This is a genomic window from Neptuniibacter sp. QD34_54 (genome assembly GCF_047778055.1).
In the GTDB taxonomy this organism is placed as follows: domain Bacteria; phylum Pseudomonadota; class Gammaproteobacteria; order Pseudomonadales; family Balneatricaceae; genus Neptuniibacter.
In genome coordinates, this window is record NZ_CP180546.1 from 592,605 (window position 1) to 610,745 (window position 18,141).

Consider the following 18,141-nt stretch of genomic DNA (forward strand, 5'->3'; position numbering starts at 1 on the left):
CCTTTGTTTGAACTGAGTGTTCTGCAGATTGAACAGTGGGTAGCGGCCTTCTTGTGGCCCTTCTTTCGAATTGCTTCATTCTTTATGGCTGTACCTTTACTAGGTAGTCAGCTTGTTAATGCCCGTGTGCGTTTATTTTTGGCTCTAGCTGTAACTGTTGTGGTCGCGCCATTGCTACCGGCGATGCCTGAATTCGATGGTCTACATTTTAATACCTATCTAATTATTGCTCAGCAGATTCTGGTTGGGGCAATGCTGGGTTTTCTATTTCAAGTGTTTTACCAAGTATTTGTCTTAGGTGGTCAGATGATCGCACTTCAGATGGGTCTTGGTTTCGCGTCAATGACAGACCCTGCTAATGGTATCTCGGTCGTTATGTTAGGTCAGTTTTATCTAACATTGATTATGATGATCTTTGTGGCGCTTAATGGCCACTTGGTTATGATTGAAATAGTTGTACGAAGCTTTGATGTTGTTCCTATAAGTTTGGAAGCAATAGATCGAAGGAGTTACTGGCGAATTTTGATGGCAGGTAGTTGGATGTTTTCTGCTGCTATGCTTATGGCATTACCGGCTGTAACGGCTCTTTTAGTGGTAAATATGGCGTTTGGTATCATGTCTCGAGCTGCTCCGCAGTTAAATATTCTTGCGGTAGGCTTTCCATTTACCATGGTGCTTGGCTTATTTATTAACTGGGTGAACTTAGGTGGTTTTTTAGATCAGTATATGCGGATATCTGCCTTTGTTTTGGATTATATCGAGAACCTTTTTCTGTGATGCGCGATTATGGCTGAAGATTCTGGTCAGGAAAAAACAGAAGACCCCACGCCAAAGCGAATAAAAGAGGCTCGGGAGAAGGGGGATGTTCCGCGGTCGAAAGAACTGGCGACAACGCTAGTGCTTATGGCTGCGGTTTTTTCTGTAATTGTTTTCGGTGCTCAGCTCGCCAACAGCATGCTCGGCGTTATGGAAAGTAATTTTGTTCTCGATAGAGATGCAGTGTTTGATCCTAAGAAAATGTTGGCTCATTTCGCTATCTCAGCCAAAGAATCGCTCATGGGCTTAGCTGGAATATTTGGAGTTCTTTTAATCGCTGCTTTGGTTGGGCCTATTGCTTTAGGGGGCTGGAACTTCAGTGCGCAATCGATTGCGCCTAAAGGTAGCCGAATAGATCCTTTAGCAGGCCTTAAGCGGATGTTTTCCCTAAAGTCATTGATTGAGCTTTTTAAGGCGATTGCAAAGTTCTCGCTTGTCGGTGGATTTGCCATATTGATTTTATGGACAATTAGGGGGGATCTGTTGGCGCTGGGTACCTTTGAGGCGCGACCCGCAATAGATGCGGCATTAGAGACCATTATTTGGGTTTTTATGGCGCTGAGTGCGGTTTTGATTCTTGTGGCTGTGGTAGATGTGCCTTATCAGTTGTACGACTATACAGAAAAAATGAAAATGACCTTGCAAGAGGTTAAGGATGAGTTGAAAAACACCGAAGGTAAACCTGAGGTGAAGGGTCGTATTAGGCAGTTACAGCGTGAAATTGCTCAAAGGCAAATGATGCAATCAGTGCCTGAGGCTGATGTAGTTATCACCAACCCGACTCACTACTCTGTCGCTTTAAAATACGAGAGCGAAGGCCGTGGTGCGCCGATCCTAGTGGCTAAGGGGGCGGACTTTGTGGCATTAAAGATCCGAGAAATAGCCGATGAACATGACATTCCTATCCTTTCTGCGCCGCCTTTAGCGCGTGCGATCTATAACTCCACTGAAATAGATGACGAGATTCCATCTGGCTTGTATATGGCTGTGGCTCAAGTGCTTGCTTATGTATTCCAGTTGAAGCGATATAAAGAGCGTGAAGCTGAGCGTCCAAGTAACTTACAAGTAGATAAATTACCTATCCCTGATGAATTTAAAGATGACCTTTAATTGGCGCAAAAATTGCAGAATTTAGAGTCGGTATAACTATTCGTCAAAAAAACATCAGATTTTATTGCTCTACCTATGTCTGTTTGTAAGATGAATTGAGTGTTTATTGTTGTTGTGATGTTTTTTTGACGTTTGGGGTCTGAGTGGATAAGGCAGTTATTTTAGACAATGTTAAAAGTTTAGGGCGCGGTAATATCGGCGTACCTTTACTGCTGCTTGTTATTTTGGCAATGGTGACGTTGCCGGTACCTCCTTTTTTATTGGATGTGCTTTTTACCTTTAATATTGCGCTTTCAATTGTTGTTCTATTGGTTTGTGTCTACTCAAATCGCCCGCTAGATTTTGCAATTTTCCCCACCATTATCCTTGTTGCGACATTGATGCGTCTTGCTCTAAATGTAGCATCGACTCGTGTGGTTTTACTCTATGGTCATGAGGGGGGCGATGCAGCCGGTAAAGTGATCGAGGCTTTTGGTGAAGTCGTTATCGGCGGTAATTACGTTGTTGGTTTTGTCGTCTTCCTTATTCTAATTATTATCAACTTTGTTGTTGTGACCAAAGGTGCGGGTCGTATCTCGGAAGTAAGTGCTCGCTTTACCTTGGACGCGATGCCGGGTAAGCAGATGGCGATCGATGCTGACTTAAATGCAGGTCTTATTGGACAAGAGGAAGCAAAAGCAAGGCGAGAGGATGTGACGCAAGAAGCAGACTTCTATGGCTCGATGGATGGTGCTTCCAAGTTTGTTCGTGGTGATGCGGTTGCTGGTATTTTGATTCTTGTGATCAACCTTTTGGGTGGTCTTGGTATTGGGATGTTGCAGCACGATCTCGATTTTGAAACTGCTATGCGTTTCTATTCACTACTAACCATTGGTGATGGTTTGGTTGCGCAAGTGCCGTCATTGCTGCTTTCAACTGCTGCGGCCATTATGGTAACGCGTCAGAACGTTGCCCATGATATGGGTGGTCAGGTTGTATCGCAGATGTTTGCATCGCCCAAAGCTTTAGCTGTGGCTGCGGGTATTCTTACCATCATGGGTATTATCCCAGGGATGCCGCATTTTGCCTTCTTGTCTTTAGCTCTTCTTGCCGGTGGTGGTGCTTGGTGGATTCACAAAAAACAGGTTGAGAAAGAGGCTGTGCAAGAGGAACAGGCGCAGCAAGAAGCTGAAATGCCTGAAGAGGATGAGGCCGAGAAGAGAGAGCTTGATTGGGATGATGTTATGCCAGTCGATATGGTTGGCCTTGAGGTGGGTTACCGCTTAATCCCCATGGTTGACAAGATGCAGGGTGGTCAGTTGTTGAGCCGCATCAAGGGTGTGAGGAAAAAGCTGTCGCAGGACTTAGGTTTTCTGGTGCCATCGGTACATATTCGAGACAATCTGGATCTATTGCCTGGCGCGTATCGGATTACTTTGATGGGTGTGGTTGTAGGTGAATCAGAAGTTTATCCTGATCGTGAACTGGCTATTAATCCTGGGCAGGTGTTTGGCAAATTGCAGGGGGTAGAGGTAAAAGATCCTGCGTTTGGTTTGGATGCGATCTGGATTGAACAGTCGCAAAAAGAACATGCACAATCATTGGGTTATACGGTGGTCGATGCTTCGACAGTTGTAGCAACACATATGAATCAGTTGCTTCAGTCTCACGCCCATGAATTATTGGGGCATGAAGAAGTTCAGCAGCTATTGGATATGCTTACGAAGAGCTCTCCGAAGCTGGTGGATGAGTTGGTTCCAGCTAAATTGTCGTTCAGTATTCTTCTTAAGGTACTTCAAAATTTGTTGATGGAGCAGGTGCCGTTAAAAGATTTTCGTACGATTGCGGAATCTTTGGCGGATGCGGTTAATAGAACTCAAGATCCATTGGCTCTGACGGCGGCAGTAAGGGTTTCTTTATCACGTTTGATCGTGCAGAACATTAATGGATCTGAGGCTGAGCTGCCAGTCATTACTTTAGCTCCGCAATTGGAACAGCTCTTGCTGAATTCTGTTCAGCAGGGGCAAGATAATGGATTGGTGTTGGAGCCGGGTATGGCTGAGAGGCTGCAGTCCTCTCTGTCTGAAGCTGCAACACAGCAAGAAATGATGGGGCGTCCATCCGTTCTTTTGGTTGCAGCACCAGTGCGACCGCTTATGGCTAAATTTGTAAGGTATGGAGAGCACCAGATTAATGTGCTCTCCTATCAGGAAATTCCTGAAAATAAAAAGGTCACGATTGTCTCGACAGTGGGAGGGGAAAATGCGGCATAAACGTACTTTAGCCCAGCTTGTGGTGGCCGATAAGGAATTGATATGAAAGTAAAACGCTTTTTTGCGCCAGATATGCGCCAGGCAATGCAGCGGGTTAGGGATGAGATAGGTCCTGATGCTGTGATCGTGTCTAATCATCGTGTTGCTGGTGGGGTTGAGGTTGTGGCTGCGCACGAAAATGACTATGAGGCTGCCCAACAAGAGTTCTCCCGCAAGCAAAAGAAAACGCAAAAGCGACAATCTCAGATTGATGTCCTGACAGGTGCTGGTGCTTCTAACCGAGACTTAGAAGGGGAGCTGCAAAAGGCGCGAATGCAGATTGCGGAAGCGCAAGGTAAACAGGATAGTCAAAATTATGACGTTCCTGGGCAGGTAAATAAGCAGATCGAGCAAGATGATGATCTCAGAGAAATTTTGACCTCGCTTAAGCAAAGGCAGAGGCAGAAAGCTAATGTTGCTCATCAGAATTTTATCAAACAGCCAGCTACTGATGAATTAGGCTTGGGGTTGGATCTCCAAAATGAGCTGTCCATGTCTGCTGCTCCGCTTAATGACGGGGCTGATCATCTTATTCAGTCAATGCAGGATGAAATTGCACAGCTTAAAAACCTTCTTAGTCAGCAAGTTCTAGCTCAAGGTAATGTGCAAGCTTCCGCGCCAGCAAAATCACCATTACAGAAGAAATTTGAGCTGCTAGGTGTGAGTGAAAAATTATCTACGCATCTTCTATCTCATGTTGAGTCAGGTTTGGCGCCGGACAAGGCATGGAAAAATGCTTTGACCCGCTTGTCAGATGCAATTCCTGTGATGGGAGAGGATTTCATTGAGCGTGGCGGAATGATTGCTTTTGTTGGTCCTACTGGTGTCGGTAAAACAACAACAATTGGTAAGCTTGCTGCGCGTCATGTATTGAAATACGGCAGTTCGAGTATGGCGTTAGTAACGACGGATACTTATCGAATAGCTGCGCATGAACAATTGCGGACTTTTGGCCGAATACTAGATGTTCCGGTCCGGGTTGTTGATGAAAGTAACAGTCTGGATGATGTTCTTCATTCTCTTCGAAATAAACGATTAGTGCTGATTGATACGGCTGGACTTAACGCCAATGAGCCGCATAGTGAGGCTCAGTTGGCCATGCTAGAAGGTGTAAGCTTGCGTCTCAAAAAGCTTTTGGTGGTTTCTTGTAGTAGTCAACGTAGGGTTGTCGAACAGGCGTTTAATGCTTATCAGGGCTTAGGTTTAAATGGCTGTGTTCTGAGTAAAATGGATGAGTCTGGCAGCTTAGGTGAGGCAATCTCTTTGATCGTTGAAAAGCGTTTGCCTGTTTCCTATGTTACTGATGGGCAACGTATTCCTGATGATATTGATATTGCCAAAAAACATGAGTTGGTTAGTCGAGCTGTTATAACGGCTCAACGCGCTATCGAAGCAGAAAAGAAAATGTCTGCACTCGATTCTATTTATAAAACGGGTTAATGGTGGGAATTAATAATGAATCAACATAAACCCGTTAAAGTAATTGCGGTAACCGGTGGTAAAGGCGGCGTTGGTAAAACTAACGTCTCGGTGAATTTGGCGCTTGCATTAGGTGATCTAGGTCATAAATCTATATTGATGGATGCTGATTTAGGTTTAGCAAACGTCGATGTGATGTTAGGTTTGCGCCCGAAAAAGAATATTGCTGATGTTCTGAATGGTGAATGTGGCCTAAAGGATATTATGCTGGACGTAGGCGAGCATCTAAAAATTGTACCTGCTTCATCTGGTACACAAGAGATGACAGCATTGTCCCCGCATGAGCATGCAGAATTAATACATGCTTTTAATGAGGTTGCTGACGATACTGATGTTCTTATTATTGATACGGCAGCAGGCATTTCTGATTCGGTGGTGAGCTTTGTTAAAGCTGCACAAGAAGTTTTAGTTGTTGTTTGTGATGAACCCACCTCAATTACCGATGCTTATGCTTTAATTAAACTGTTAAATCGGGATTATAAAATGACCCGCTTCCGTGTTCTGGCCAATATGGTGCGAAGTGAACAGGAAGGGCGGAATATGTTCGGGAAGTTATTAACAGTTACTGATAGGTTTCTTGATGTGACGCTTCAATATGTAGGATCAATCCCTTATGATGAAAATGTTCGTAAGGCGGTTCGGCGTCAAGTGGCTGTTTTAAAAGCGTTTCCAAAGAGCAAAGTCTCCTTGGCATATCGTCAATTAGCGAATAAAGTAAATGGGTGGCCGGTTCAAACTGTGCCCCGAGGTCATTTAGAGTTTTTTGTTGAACGACTCGTTCAGGGGGTTCGTTCTTCGGATTAGCAAAGAGGCGGTATGTACAACCAGCTGCAATTACAAACGAGTGAAGAGCTAATTGAGCAGTATGCGCCGCTAGTTAAACGTATTGCACATCATTTGCTTGCTCGTTTGCCTGCGACCGTAATGCTGGATGATCTTATACAAGCAGGTATGATCGGTTTACTCGAAGCCGCAAGTAAATACGATGCTTCGAAAGGAGCAAGCTTTGAAACTTATGCAGGGATCCGCATTCGTGGCTCCATCATTGATGAGGTACGCCGTGGCGATTGGACGCCGCGTTCAGTACATCGAAATAGTCGTCGCGTAACAGAAGCTATCCAGCAGATAGAAGCTAGAACAGGGCGCGATGCAACAGATTCAGAAGTGGCTAAAGAGATGGGTATCAGTGTTGCTGATTACCATAATTTGCTTAAGGATAGTTTAGATAGCAGACTCTTTAGTTTTGAGGAGATGATCAATCCTCAACATGAAGGTCCAGGGGAGTCTTTTGCAAATGATGACCCGGGTCCAAATAAAAATTTTGAGCGAGAAGCATTTTTAAAAGCGCTAACTACAGCTATAAATAACTTACCAGAACGGGAAAAGTTGGTGTTAGCGCTCTATTATGATGAAGAGCTCAATTTAAAAGAAATTGGTCAAGTATTAGGTGTAAGTGAGTCTCGAGTTAGTCAGATCCATAGTCAAGCAGCGTTAAGGTTGCGTTCGCGACTAAGTGATTGGCAGTAAAAAGGGTTGACCAGACTCAACGTAATTGCGGTAATTAAGTGTAGACTCAATGAGTTGCGTAGTTCTAACAGGAGGCCGTCTTGAATAAAGACATGAAAATTCTTGTAGTGGATGATTTCTCCACAATGAGACGAATTATTAAAAACCTATTGCGTGATCTGGGCATGACAAATGTTCAGGAAGCGGATGATGGTCAGACTGCACTACCAATCCTCAAACAAGGGGGAATTGATTTTCTGGTCACTGATTGGAATATGCCAGGAATGACCGGTATCGATCTTTTAAAAGAAGTTCGTTCTGATCCTAACTTAGCTCATATGCCTGTGCTTATGGTTACAGCTGAAGCTAAGAAAGAGCAGATTATTGCGGCGGCGCAGGCGGGGGTGAACGGCTACGTAGTTAAGCCATTTACTGCGGCAGTGCTGAAAGAAAAGATTGATAAGATCTTTGAACGCCTAGGTTAAGAAATAAGGTCCGTTGTAATGATTGCAGGAACAGATAAAGGTGTAGGGCGCTTCGAAATGGAATTGCAGTTGAAGGCTCAAGAATTAGTTTCCGTCCTCAATGAGGGAAACCTCTCTGAAGCCATGGATCTGATTCAAGAGCTTCACGAATTCAGACATAAGACCTTCTTTAGCGAAGTGGGTCACCTGACTCGTGGCCTGCATGAAGCAATTAAAGCCTTTTCTACTGAGCTTGGAACTAGCTTGGAATTGGATGATGATGCGGCACCAAAAGATGCTGATGCGGCAGATCGTCTAAATTATGTAATTGAAGTTACAGAAAAAAATGCACATGAGACCATGGATCGTGTTGATAAAGCACTGGGTCTGGTTGATCGTTTAGATTCACAGAGTGAACGGTTTAAGGATCTATTGTCGCTTGTTGGTCAATTGGAAAAAGAGCACGACAATTTGAATGGCGTCTATGACCGTACATGTGCAGTAAAAGAAGAATCTGAAAAGACAATTGAAACTTTGCGGTCAGAGTTGACCGATATTGTAGTATCTCAGAGCTATCAAGATATTACAGGTCAGTTGATCCGTCGAGTTATTAACTTAGTGACAAATGTTGAAACGCACTTAGTTAGTTTGATGGAGATGGCTGCGCAGGTTGAAAAATTGTCGGGCATCGAGGTGCTAACAGCGCCTGAAGATGACAAACAGGATAATAAAAAGAATCCTATTCAGGCTGAAGGGCCGCAGGTCAACAAAGACAGTGCTGATGTTGTCAGCAATCAAGACGAAGTTGATGACCTGCTTTCTAGCCTGGGTTTTTAAGAGGAGCGCCGTATGAGTTTGGAAGTGGATCAGGAGATTCTTGAAGATTTCCTTGTAGAAGCAGGTGAAATCCTTGAGCAATTATCTGAACAGTTAGTCGATCTGGAGCAGCGTCCAGATGACAGTGATCTGCTCAACGCAATATTTCGTGGCTTTCATACCGTAAAAGGTGGTGCAGGTTTCTTACAACTTGAGCCTATGGTTGATTGTTGCCATAACGCAGAAAATCTCTTTGATATGTTGAGAAATGGCGAGATTAAGGTTTCGCCGGAACTGATGGATGTAGTACTGCAGGCACTGGATACTGTAAACGTGATGTTTGACGCCGTAAGAGGTGGTCAAGAGCCAGAAAATGCTGATCCACAACTAATTCAGGCGCTCATTGCCTTTGCTAGTGGCGGAGCTCCAGCACCTGCTGAAGCAACACCTGCTCCAGCCCCGGCAGCACCAGAAGCCGCGCCAGCACCTGCACCTGAACCAGTAGTAAATAATGCAGATCAGAGCTCAGATGAATTTGATATGCTCTTGGATGATTTGGGAGGCCCTTCGCCTGCTGAAGAGAGTGGGGCTGATGATGGGTTGATCACTGAAGATGAGTTCGAATCTTTGCTGGATGAACTTCATGGTCAAGGTAAAGGTCCTGGTTCTGAGGGCGCTTCAAAAGCACCAGCAGCAGCGGCACCAGCAGGCGGTGATGACCTTATCACTGAAGATGAATTCGAAGCTCTGTTAGATGAGCTGCAATCTCAGGGTAAAGGTGCGTTTGCAGAAAATACAGCGCCAGCCACCACACCCGCTGCAGCAGCACCAGCACCAGCACCAGCACCAGCACCAGCACCAGCGCCAGCTCCTGCTGCACCTGTAGCTCAGGCACCTGCCCCCGAAAAATCTGAAAAAGCGGCAGCGGCAGCAGTGAAAGCTGCGCATCAGCAAGCTAAGCCTCAGGCAGAAAGCAATGTTCGTGTAGATACGCGTTTGTTAGACAAAATCATGAACATGGTGGGAGAGCTAGTTCTTGTTCGAAACCGTTTGGTTCGTCTTGGTGTTACACGTGAAGACGAAGAGATGGCGAAGGCATTAGGTACGCTAGATATGGTGACAGCTGACTTACAAATGTCAGTTATGAAAACGCGAATGCAGCCTGTGAAGAAGGTGTTTGGTCGATTCCCGCGTTTGATTCGTGACCTATCACGTAACTTGAAAAAAGAGATTCGCTTAGAGCTTCGCGGAGAAGATACCGATTTAGATAAAAACTTGGTTGAAGCGCTTGCCGATCCTTTGATTCACTTGGTTCGAAATGCCGTAGATCACGGAATTGAATCGCCAGATGTTCGAGAAGCTGCAGGTAAACCAAGAGAAGGCCATGTATTACTTTCTGCCGAGCAGGAAGGTGATCATATTCTATTGGTTATTCAGGATGATGGTGCTGGTATGGACGCAGAAAAACTGCGTAATCTGGCAATTGAGCGAGGCATGATGGATGCTGAAGCTGCTCGTCGTCTTACTGAGCAAGAGTGCTTTAATCTGATCTTTGCGGCTGGCTTCTCAACTAAGAAAGAAATTTCTGATGTTTCTGGTCGTGGCGTGGGTATGGATGTAGTTAAAACAAAAATTACCCAGCTGAACGGTACGTTGAATATTGACTCTGTAATTGGTCAAGGTTCGCGTATTGCGATTCAGGTACCTCTAACATTGGCAATCATGCCAACGTTGATGGTTATTTTGGAAGACCAAGCGTTTGCATTACCATTAGTAAATGTTAATGAAATCTTTAACCTTGATCTGACTAAGACAAATGTTGTTGATGGTCAGCAAGTGATTATTGTACGTGACCAAGCATTGCCTTTGTTCCATCTCAAACGTTGGTTGATCGGTGGTCAACAAAGTGCAGACTTACCAGAGCAAGGCCACGTAGTTATTGTGACGGTTGGTACTCAGCGCGTTGGATTTGTAGTTGATCAGTTAGTAGGTCAGGAAGAGGTTGTAATTAAGCCTTTAGGTACAATCTTGCACGGAACGCCGGGTCTGTCTGGCGCAACAATTACAGGTGATGGCCGTATCGCACTGATTATTGATATTCCGAACTTGCTTAAATATCACGCTTCTTGATGTACCTGAATGAGAGCAATTAAAGATGTCTATTAGGGTACTGGTAGTAGATGATTCTGGTTTCTTTAGGCACCGTATTACTGACTTGCTTTCAGGAGATAGTCGAATAGAAGTGGTTGGTTCTGCTCAAAACGGCATGGAAGCAGTTGAGCAGGCCAAAAAACTTAAACCCGACTTGATCACTATGGATGTGGAAATGCCACAAATGAATGGCATTGAAGCGGTCAGGGTGATCATGCGGGAATGCCCAACTAATATACTGATGCTCTCTTCATTAACTCATGAAGGAGCGCAAGTGACACTGCAAGCCCTAGAAGCAGGTGCGCTCGATTATCTATCTAAGGATATGCGCGCTTGGATGGAGCATTCTGCGTCTTTGGAAAAGCAACTAAGGGATAAAGTTGTAGAACTTGGTCGATCTCGTCACTCTAAGCTTCGTAGTACGTTTATCTCTCCAAATAATGTTGGAAGTGGTAAAAGTAAATCAATGGTGTTTAGACCAGAGGCTGAAAGTAAAACGACTCGCTCAACACCGTCTGCTAGGCCAACAAGGCCCATTGAAAAACCGCGTTACCCTTCAGGCTCGACATTAAGGGAGCGTTCGGCGAGTTCGCACCTAAGAGCTAAGCCTGCACAGCCAGAAATAAAGAAATCTACAGCTTATAAATCTGCATCAAAAGTTTCAGTTCCTTCTGGGTGTAAGATTGTGGTTATTGGGTCATCAACTGGTGGGCCTGCTGCCCTACAGCAAATATTGACTCAATTACCTGCTAATTTTCCATATCCTATTTTGTTGGTCCAGCACATGCCTAAAACGTTTACGTCGGTATTTGCTACCCGTCTTGATCAGCAATGCAAAATTTCAGTAAAAGAGGCTGAAGATGGTGATCGTTTGATGCCTGGTCGTGCTCTATTGGCTCCAGGTGGTCATCAGATGATTATTGATCCTCGTAGTTTGGATAAAATTCGAATTATGCCGGGAGATGAGCGTTTAACCTACAAGCCAAGTGTTGATGTTACTTATGCTTCTGCAGCAAAAAGCTATGGAAATAAAGTGCTAGGAATTATTTTGACTGGCATGGGTGCTGATGGTCGTGATGGTGCCAAAATGTTACGACAGCAAGGAGCCACAATTTGGGCGCAGAATGAAGAAAGCTGTACTATTTACGGTATGCCGCAAGCTGTTGTTAATGCTGGATTAGCTAATGACATTCTCGATTTAACTGAATTCGGACCGATTTTGAGTACTAGAAGGTAGTTGTGATGGATTTCACTGCTGTAATAGGTGTATTACTAGCTTTTGCAGCTGTTCTTGGTGGTAACTATCTCGAAGGTGGTCATGCGCAGGAGCTGCTAAACCTGCCTGCTGCGATAATTGTTATTTGTGGTACCTTGGCTGCCGCAATCATTCAGTCACCAAAACAAGATTTTGTTCGAGCAATCAAGTTGATTGGCTGGGCTTTTGGGAATAATCAGCAGGACCTTAAAAGTAAGAGTGAGGAGATTGTGCAATGGTGCGTCATTGCACGCCGTAAAGGACTTTTAGCTTTAGAAGGCGAAGCTGATAAGCATAACGATGATTTTGTTAAAACAGGTCTTCTCTTATTAGCTGATGGTAAAGGTTCTGATGTTATAAGAAGCACTTTAGAAGTTGACCTTATTACGCTAGAGCAAAGAGACCTTCAAGGCGCCAAAGTTATTGAAAGTATGGGTGGGTATGCGCCAACTCTAGGTATTATTGGTGCGGTATTAGGTTTGATTCACGTAATGAGTAACCTGTCTGACCCTGAAGGTCTTGGTGCGGGTATTGCGACAGCATTTGTGGCGACTATCTACGGAATAGGTATCGCAAACTTATTTTTAATTCCGGTAGCGAATAAAATTAAAAGTTTGATATCTATGAGGTATCAGTCTCAAGAGATGGTGCTAGAAGGATTGATGTTTATTGCAGAGGGGCAAAACCCTAAGGCGATTCAACAGCGCCTCCAAGGTTATTTGAGATAGTTATGCCTCGTCGACAGGTAGTGGATGAAAGTGTACGAAATGACCGTTGGGTTATTTCCTATGCGGATTTTATTACTTTGCTATTTGCATTCTTTGTCGTTATGTATGCGATATCGTCGGTTAACGAAGAAAAATACAAGCATTTAACAGAGGCGTTAGCAGGTGTCTTTGTTGGTGTTGATCAAGCAATCGATGTTAATCCTGCGTCAGGTGAAGGAAAAAGTGAAAGCGGTTTTGCTATCTTTATCGGCGGCAAAACTGATGTGGATGTACCAGAAGTTACAATTTCTCCGCCGGATCAGGAAGAAACTGACATTTTAAAGGCATTACAGCAGGAGATGGCTGTAGCTTTTGCTAAGATGATTGATGAGGGCCAATTAAGAATTACAGGTAATGATCTGTGGCTTTCTATCGAGCTGCGGTCTAATTATTTATTTGATTCAGGTGGTGCGTTACCCAATATTCTTGCGGATCAATTGCTGGAACAGATTGCAATGATGTTGAAAGGGCGATCAAACCCTATTCATGTGGAAGGGTTTACCGATAACCAGAGAATATCGACAGATGCTTATCCTTCCAACTGGGAACTGTCAGCTGCTAGGGCCGCCGCTGTTGTAAGGCTACTTGCTCAATTTGGTGTAGAGCCAGAGCGTATGGCTGCAGTGGGTTATGGCGAGTTTCAGCCTGCTTATAGCAATCGTACTGCGGAAGGACAGAAATTAAATCGCCGAGTGTTGATTGTTGTATCACGTGACGAAAAGGTCCGTAGAACCGTATCTTCATTTGGTAGTCAGCAAGTTAGTGCTGATGCTGTATCAACGGTGTTATCAACACCGGAAAAAGAAACAGTACCCGTAATTGAACAGGTAGAAACCGGAGATGGTGATGTTTTGTTCAGGAAAGCTGAATCGAAGTCGCCAGAACAGGAAGACAATTAAATGCATGTATGGTCAGTTGCCAACCAGAAGGGTGGCGTCGGCAAAACAACCACAGTAGTGACAATCGCCGGGTTATTGGCTGAAGTCGGCTATCGTGTCTTGTTGATTGATTTAGATCCGCACGGATCTTTGACCAGTTATTTTGGTTATGACCCAGATGAATTAGAAGACAGTGTTTATGATCTATTCACTGGGAGTAGTCAGGTTAAGAGGGATGATGTAGCACGTCTGCTTTTGAAAAGCAGTCATGAGCGTATAGAGCTGATTCCTGCATCAACTGCAATGGCAACTTTGGAGCGAAAAGCTGTCGGTGCAGAAGGTATGGGATTGCAGGTGGCCAAAGCCCTATCACACGTTCGTGATCAATATGATTATGTATTGATTGATAGCCCTCCAGTACTAGGTGTGTTGATGGTGAATGCCCTAGCTGCATGTGAACATTTATTGGTTCCTGTTCAGACTGAGTTTCTAGCCCTAAAAGGTCTAGAGCGGATGGTTAGAACAATTAATATGATTAACCGTGCGCGTAGTAAAAAACTCAGTTTTACGATTATTCCGACCTTCTATGATCGTAGAACTCAAGCTTCAGTTAGTAGCTTACGAGAGCTGCATCATAATTATCCAAATGAGATCTCTAACGCGGTTATTCCGGTAGATACCAAATTTAGAAATGCGAGTATTCAAGGGCTTGTGCCTTCGGTTATGGACTCCAGTAGTCGAGGGGTTCATTCCTATGCGCGTTTATTGCGTACTTTATTAGAACGTCAAAAGCAGGAGGCCCTATGAGTCAGTCAGATAAAAAGCCTCTTGAGCAGGATGATGTAGAAGTTCATGGCGTTCAAAAGCTAGTTTTCGATTATCTAGAATCGCTGCTATCAGATCCCGATGCGGGTGCAATTGATACGGAAGCTGAAATTGCGGCCATTGAAGAACAGATCGCTGCAGAAGAAAGTCTAGAGCATCAAGGTTTAGGTGTCGAAAGCGAAGAAAATGCTTTGCTTGCTGAATCGACAGATCAAAATACTGAAGAGCCAGAGCCAGAGCCAGAGCCAGAGCCAGAGCCAGAGCCAGAGCCAGAGCCAGAGCCAGAGCCAGAGCCAGAGCCAGAGCCAGAGCCAGAGCCAGAGCCAGAGCCAGAGCCAGAGCCAGAGCCAGAGCCAGAGCCAGAGCCAGAGCCAGAGCCAGAGCCAGAGCCAGAGCCAGAGCCAGAGCCAGAGCCAGAGCCAGAGCCAGAGCCAGAGCCAGAGCCAGAGCCAGAGCCAGAGCCAGAGCCAGAGCCAGAGCCAGAGCCAGAGCCAGAGCCAGAGCCAGAGCCAGAGCCAGAGCCAGCACCGGCGAAAGCTCCAGACCAGGCGCAATTATCCGCTGCAGGTTCAGGGGCAACAAGTCGAGAGATCAACTGTGTATTAATAAAAATGCATGGCTTAAATTTGGCGATTCCGTTCGATTACATTGAAGGAGCGGTGCATTTAAGTTCCGTATCTCTCACATTGGATGCAGCGCATGACTGGTGTCTAGGTCGTTTCGGTGGAAGCAGTGCAGATACCAATGTTATTGATACTGCATTGTGGTTGATTCCCGAGCGTTACCAGCCGGAAATGGCTAAATACGATGAATTAATTATTCTTCGTGGTCGTCATTGGGCGCTTGCTTGTGATGAGTTGGTAAAATCGGTTCGAATTCCTGTGGATAAAGTATCTTGGGCTGGTAGTGATAATCCACGTAAGTGGCTATGGGGTACTTATATGGAAGAGCGTTGTGCCATTTTAGATATTCCTGAATTGATGAATCAGTTTGATAAGGCCTTCTAACGGATAGAGGCTTTGGAGAGATAATGCCGTCATTGTTTGAAATTATTCTACTTATTATTGTGTTAGGTACGGCTTGCACAAGCTATGTGTTGTTCAAGCGCTTACAGAAAAATGAGCGTCAGCATCAGGCGCTGATCAATGTTTTACGCAATGAAATTCAAGCAATGACTAATGGCTCTATCGGCATGGGACGTCGTCTTATTGAGGTGGAACAGAAGCTGAATCTAACGGCTGATAAACAACTGGAATTAGAAAATCGAGATCCATCTGCTTTGGCATACAATCAAGCGACCCGATTGATGGAGATGGGAGCGGATGTCGATGATCTGGTCAAGAATTGCGGGTTAGGTCGACCAGAAGCGGAATTGATGGCGCTGTTACATAAAGAGTTACAAGCGCCTCATGAGGCATTAGGTTCAGATCGTTAGCGCTTTTTCTCTGCCGCTTTTATGATCTCTGATGTGTCGTGTTTTAGGCTATAAGCAAAGGCGATAACTTCAGCAATAGCTCTATAGAGTGATTCAGGAATCTCGTCACCGAGTTCAAGCCTGATTAACACTTCCACAAGTTCGGGGCTTTCGTGGATGTGGATATTATTTTCTTCTGCGAGCGCAATGATCTGCTCAGCAATTTCCCCCATACCTTTAGCAACGATGAGAGGGGCCTTACCCATCTCTTGATCGTATTTCAGGGCGATCGCTTTTTGTCGCGGAGCATCTAAATCAGGTTTGGAAAATTTCATGTATGCAGATCGACTAGCTGTTTATGAACCACCTGATCCTGTCGAGGGGCTTGACCCTCGTGCCAAGTGATTTCTGAATTATTAAAACCACACATTCTTAATTTTTCAGCAAACTCTTCGGAGCGTTCTCTCAATTTTTCTGCGGTATCTTTTTGTTCACACCAAAATAGCGTACTGATTTCATGTCCATCTGTTAACCTAATTTCAGCATCGACGCCGCCTTGCTCCTCAAGGTCAAAGTGCAGTCGAACCCGCCAAACTGAAACCATCTCGCCTGCAGCGTTAGTCCCGCCTTCTCGGCTAAGTCTAAGTTCTAAATTCTCCCAGCTTTCACCTTGTTTTATCGGTAGATCTAGTTGTAATACGCGCTCAAATCCGCCATCTGGTAGCTCACGCCATTGATGAAGAGAGTTGATTTGTTGGCTGGTAACTCTGGATTGTAAGCCTTTAATGATCTGATCAAAACGTTCTTTCTGTTCAGCAGGAAGCTTGTCGCTAAGTTGTTGCAATTGCTGTAACTGGGCTTTCATGTCTAAAGGGCTTGCACTTCGCCCTTGGCTTAATTGGCGCTCAGTATTTAACCCGCCTAATTCAACGTTTTGACGTATCTGAGAGGGCGCTTCGCTACTACCTGGGCGTACGCCAAATAGGTTTAGCATGCTGCGAACAACACTGCCTATCTGAGAGGTTTGACTTGTCTCGGTTGCAGTCGCTTGTGCTAACTGATTAAAAGCCGTAGCTGTAGGTTGCTGTACAGGTAGTGTGTTACGCAGTATTTCCTGTATGGCTGGTTTGTCTAACGCAGAATTTAACGTCAAAGGTGGGTCCTGTAAGCGCAGAACCTGAACGTTTTGATTGCCGTTAGAGACCAATTGCAGTTGAGCACCCTGCGGGATAGGTCGAGGCGATTGAACCTCTACTTTTGAACCGTCTGGTAGCGCCAAGCTTACTAGGTGATGTATTGGTGGGCCTGTTTTAACAGGTGCAGGGTTTTGCTGGACCTGTTGTGCAACTGGGTTAGTTTTATCTGCAATGTTTTGCTGTTGGGGTTGTATCGAAGGTCCAGTGGTTTGTGAGGTTGCTACTGTACTAGCCCCTTGAACGGTGGGAGCAATTTGGTTGTGCGGCGCGCTGTTGTTGGTTGGCGTAGTAAGGTTCGGCTGAGCCCCCGCAGTATTTGTTGCTTGGGTAGTATTGTTCTGAACACTGGTAGGTATAGGTGTAATTGTCGGTTGAGCTTGTATTGCTGGAGAAGTGCTTGCCTGAGTGGTTTGTGCGGGTACTTGTTGGGCTGCCGGGCTGGGATTATTTGGCTGATTAGCAGTCGTTATGGCTTGTTGCTGTAAAACGGGTATTTGTTGAGGGCTTGCAGCTGTCTGTTGAGGTATCGTTACCGTTTGTTGCAGAGTTGTAGTGGTACTCGCTACGTTAGCCTGTACCTGCTGGCCGCTCGGTGTAGGAGATGGGTAGATAGGCCGACTGCTGATGACTGCAGCCGTAACACGCGTATCAGCAGGAAGTTTTAGAGTATCCGCTGATTGGGCAAGTTTTAACTGTATGCCAGGATCCGGTCTAGCGGCCGTATTGTTGGCGCTTTGCTGGGCTTGTTGTGGTTGATTTTGCGTATTGCTGGTCTGGGTGTTAGTTGTATTACCCGTCTGTGCAGGCTGCGGCGTGATCTGAATTTGGCCATCACTTTGGCGATTTACATTGATCTTCTGCCCTACAGGCAGTGTTTGAAAGACTCCCATCTGGATCAATCGATTGTTAACTTCCAGTTTGAGCTTAAAAACTTCCGGTTGGATCTGATCCCTACTTACCGCTACAACGGTCGCACTGACGTTCTGCCCGACTGGGAACAGTCGATTTACATTTTGAGCAGAATCGCTATTACTGCTGGTCGTTTGCAGTGGAATAGCAGGTATTTGTGGTAGCAAGTTTAGTAACCTCTAGTCCTAGGGAATGAGTAAGGAGCGTGCGGGCGTTATTCTATGAGAAATATATGCTGCTAAATGAGGATAAGAATCCAACTTT

The 18,141-nt window shown here is 45.1% G+C and carries 17 protein-coding genes; 15 read left to right on the forward strand and 2 right to left on the reverse strand.

What is annotated here, in order from left to right; all coding sequences use genetic code 11:
- Window positions 1-3: 3 nt before the first annotated feature.
- The 15 genes from fliR (at window position 4) to ACMXYP_RS02560 (ending at window position 15,793) form a co-directional block, all read left to right on the forward strand.
- Window positions 4-777: a flagellar biosynthetic protein FliR gene (gene fliR, locus ACMXYP_RS02490; protein WP_415883428.1), complete on the forward strand. Its 774-nt coding sequence runs from the start codon at window positions 4-6 to the stop codon at window positions 775-777.
- 9 nt (window positions 778-786) lie between these two features.
- Entirely contained in the window at window positions 787-1,926 is a 1,140-nt protein-coding gene (gene flhB / locus ACMXYP_RS02495; protein ID WP_415883429.1) for a flagellar biosynthesis protein FlhB, read from the forward strand.
- A gap of 143 nt (window positions 1,927-2,069) precedes the next feature.
- Window positions 2,070-4,178: a flagellar biosynthesis protein FlhA gene (gene flhA / locus ACMXYP_RS02500; RefSeq protein ID WP_415883430.1), complete on the forward strand. Its 2,109-nt coding sequence runs from the start codon at window positions 2,070-2,072 to the stop codon at window positions 4,176-4,178.
- Between the two features lie 42 nt (window positions 4,179-4,220).
- Entirely contained in the window at window positions 4,221-5,657 is a 1,437-nt protein-coding gene (gene flhF / locus ACMXYP_RS02505) for a flagellar biosynthesis protein FlhF (RefSeq protein WP_415883431.1), read from the forward strand.
- 15 nt (window positions 5,658-5,672) lie between these two features.
- A complete protein-coding gene (locus ACMXYP_RS02510) occupies window positions 5,673-6,500 on the forward strand; it encodes a MinD/ParA family protein (RefSeq protein ID WP_415883432.1) in 828 nt (275 codons plus the stop codon).
- Between the two features lie 12 nt (window positions 6,501-6,512).
- Window positions 6,513-7,223 (forward strand): RNA polymerase sigma factor FliA, encoded by a 711-nt coding sequence (locus ACMXYP_RS02515; RefSeq protein WP_415883433.1) that lies wholly within the window; start codon window positions 6,513-6,515, stop codon window positions 7,221-7,223.
- 80 nt (window positions 7,224-7,303) lie between these two features.
- On the forward strand, window positions 7,304-7,687 hold the full coding sequence (gene cheY / locus ACMXYP_RS02520) for a chemotaxis response regulator CheY (protein WP_040661672.1): 384 nt from the start codon (window positions 7,304-7,306) through the stop codon (window positions 7,685-7,687).
- A gap of 18 nt (window positions 7,688-7,705) precedes the next feature.
- Window positions 7,706-8,503, forward strand: coding sequence for a protein phosphatase CheZ (locus tag ACMXYP_RS02525; RefSeq protein WP_415883434.1), 798 nt, complete (start codon window positions 7,706-7,708; stop codon window positions 8,501-8,503).
- 12 nt (window positions 8,504-8,515) lie between these two features.
- Window positions 8,516-10,612 (forward strand): chemotaxis protein CheA, encoded by a 2,097-nt coding sequence (locus ACMXYP_RS02530; protein WP_415883435.1) that lies wholly within the window; start codon window positions 8,516-8,518, stop codon window positions 10,610-10,612.
- Window positions 10,613-10,637: 25 nt separating this feature from the next.
- Complete coding sequence (locus ACMXYP_RS02535) at window positions 10,638-11,870, forward strand: protein-glutamate methylesterase/protein-glutamine glutaminase (protein ID WP_415883436.1); 1,233 nt, start codon at window positions 10,638-10,640, stop codon at window positions 11,868-11,870.
- 5 nt (window positions 11,871-11,875) lie between these two features.
- Complete coding sequence (locus tag ACMXYP_RS02540) at window positions 11,876-12,616, forward strand: flagellar motor protein (RefSeq protein WP_415883437.1); 741 nt, start codon at window positions 11,876-11,878, stop codon at window positions 12,614-12,616.
- A gap of 2 nt (window positions 12,617-12,618) precedes the next feature.
- Window positions 12,619-13,554: a flagellar motor protein MotD gene (gene motD, locus ACMXYP_RS02545; RefSeq protein WP_415883438.1), complete on the forward strand. Its 936-nt coding sequence runs from the start codon at window positions 12,619-12,621 to the stop codon at window positions 13,552-13,554.
- Window positions 13,555-14,340, forward strand: coding sequence for a ParA family protein (locus ACMXYP_RS02550; RefSeq protein WP_415883439.1), 786 nt, complete (start codon window positions 13,555-13,557; stop codon window positions 14,338-14,340).
- Window positions 14,337-15,365 (forward strand): chemotaxis protein CheW, encoded by a 1,029-nt coding sequence (locus ACMXYP_RS02555; protein ID WP_415883440.1) that lies wholly within the window; start codon window positions 14,337-14,339, stop codon window positions 15,363-15,365. Before ACMXYP_RS02550 ends, ACMXYP_RS02555 begins: the two co-directional genes overlap by 4 nt.
- Before the next feature lie 23 nt (window positions 15,366-15,388).
- A complete protein-coding gene (locus ACMXYP_RS02560) occupies window positions 15,389-15,793 on the forward strand; it encodes a DUF2802 domain-containing protein (RefSeq protein ID WP_415883441.1) in 405 nt (134 codons plus the stop codon).
- Here the strand turns inward: ACMXYP_RS02560 and ACMXYP_RS02565 are convergent.
- Complete coding sequence (locus ACMXYP_RS02565) at window positions 15,790-16,107, reverse strand: EscU/YscU/HrcU family type III secretion system export apparatus switch protein (RefSeq protein ID WP_415883442.1); 318 nt, start codon at window positions 16,105-16,107, stop codon at window positions 15,790-15,792. The genes ACMXYP_RS02560 and ACMXYP_RS02565 overlap by 4 nt on opposite strands.
- Window positions 16,104-18,044: a flagellar hook-length control protein FliK gene (locus tag ACMXYP_RS02570; RefSeq protein WP_415883443.1), complete on the reverse strand. Its 1,941-nt coding sequence runs from the start codon at window positions 18,042-18,044 to the stop codon at window positions 16,104-16,106. Before ACMXYP_RS02570 ends, ACMXYP_RS02565 begins: the two co-directional genes overlap by 4 nt.
- Window positions 18,045-18,141: the final 97 nt, after the last annotated feature.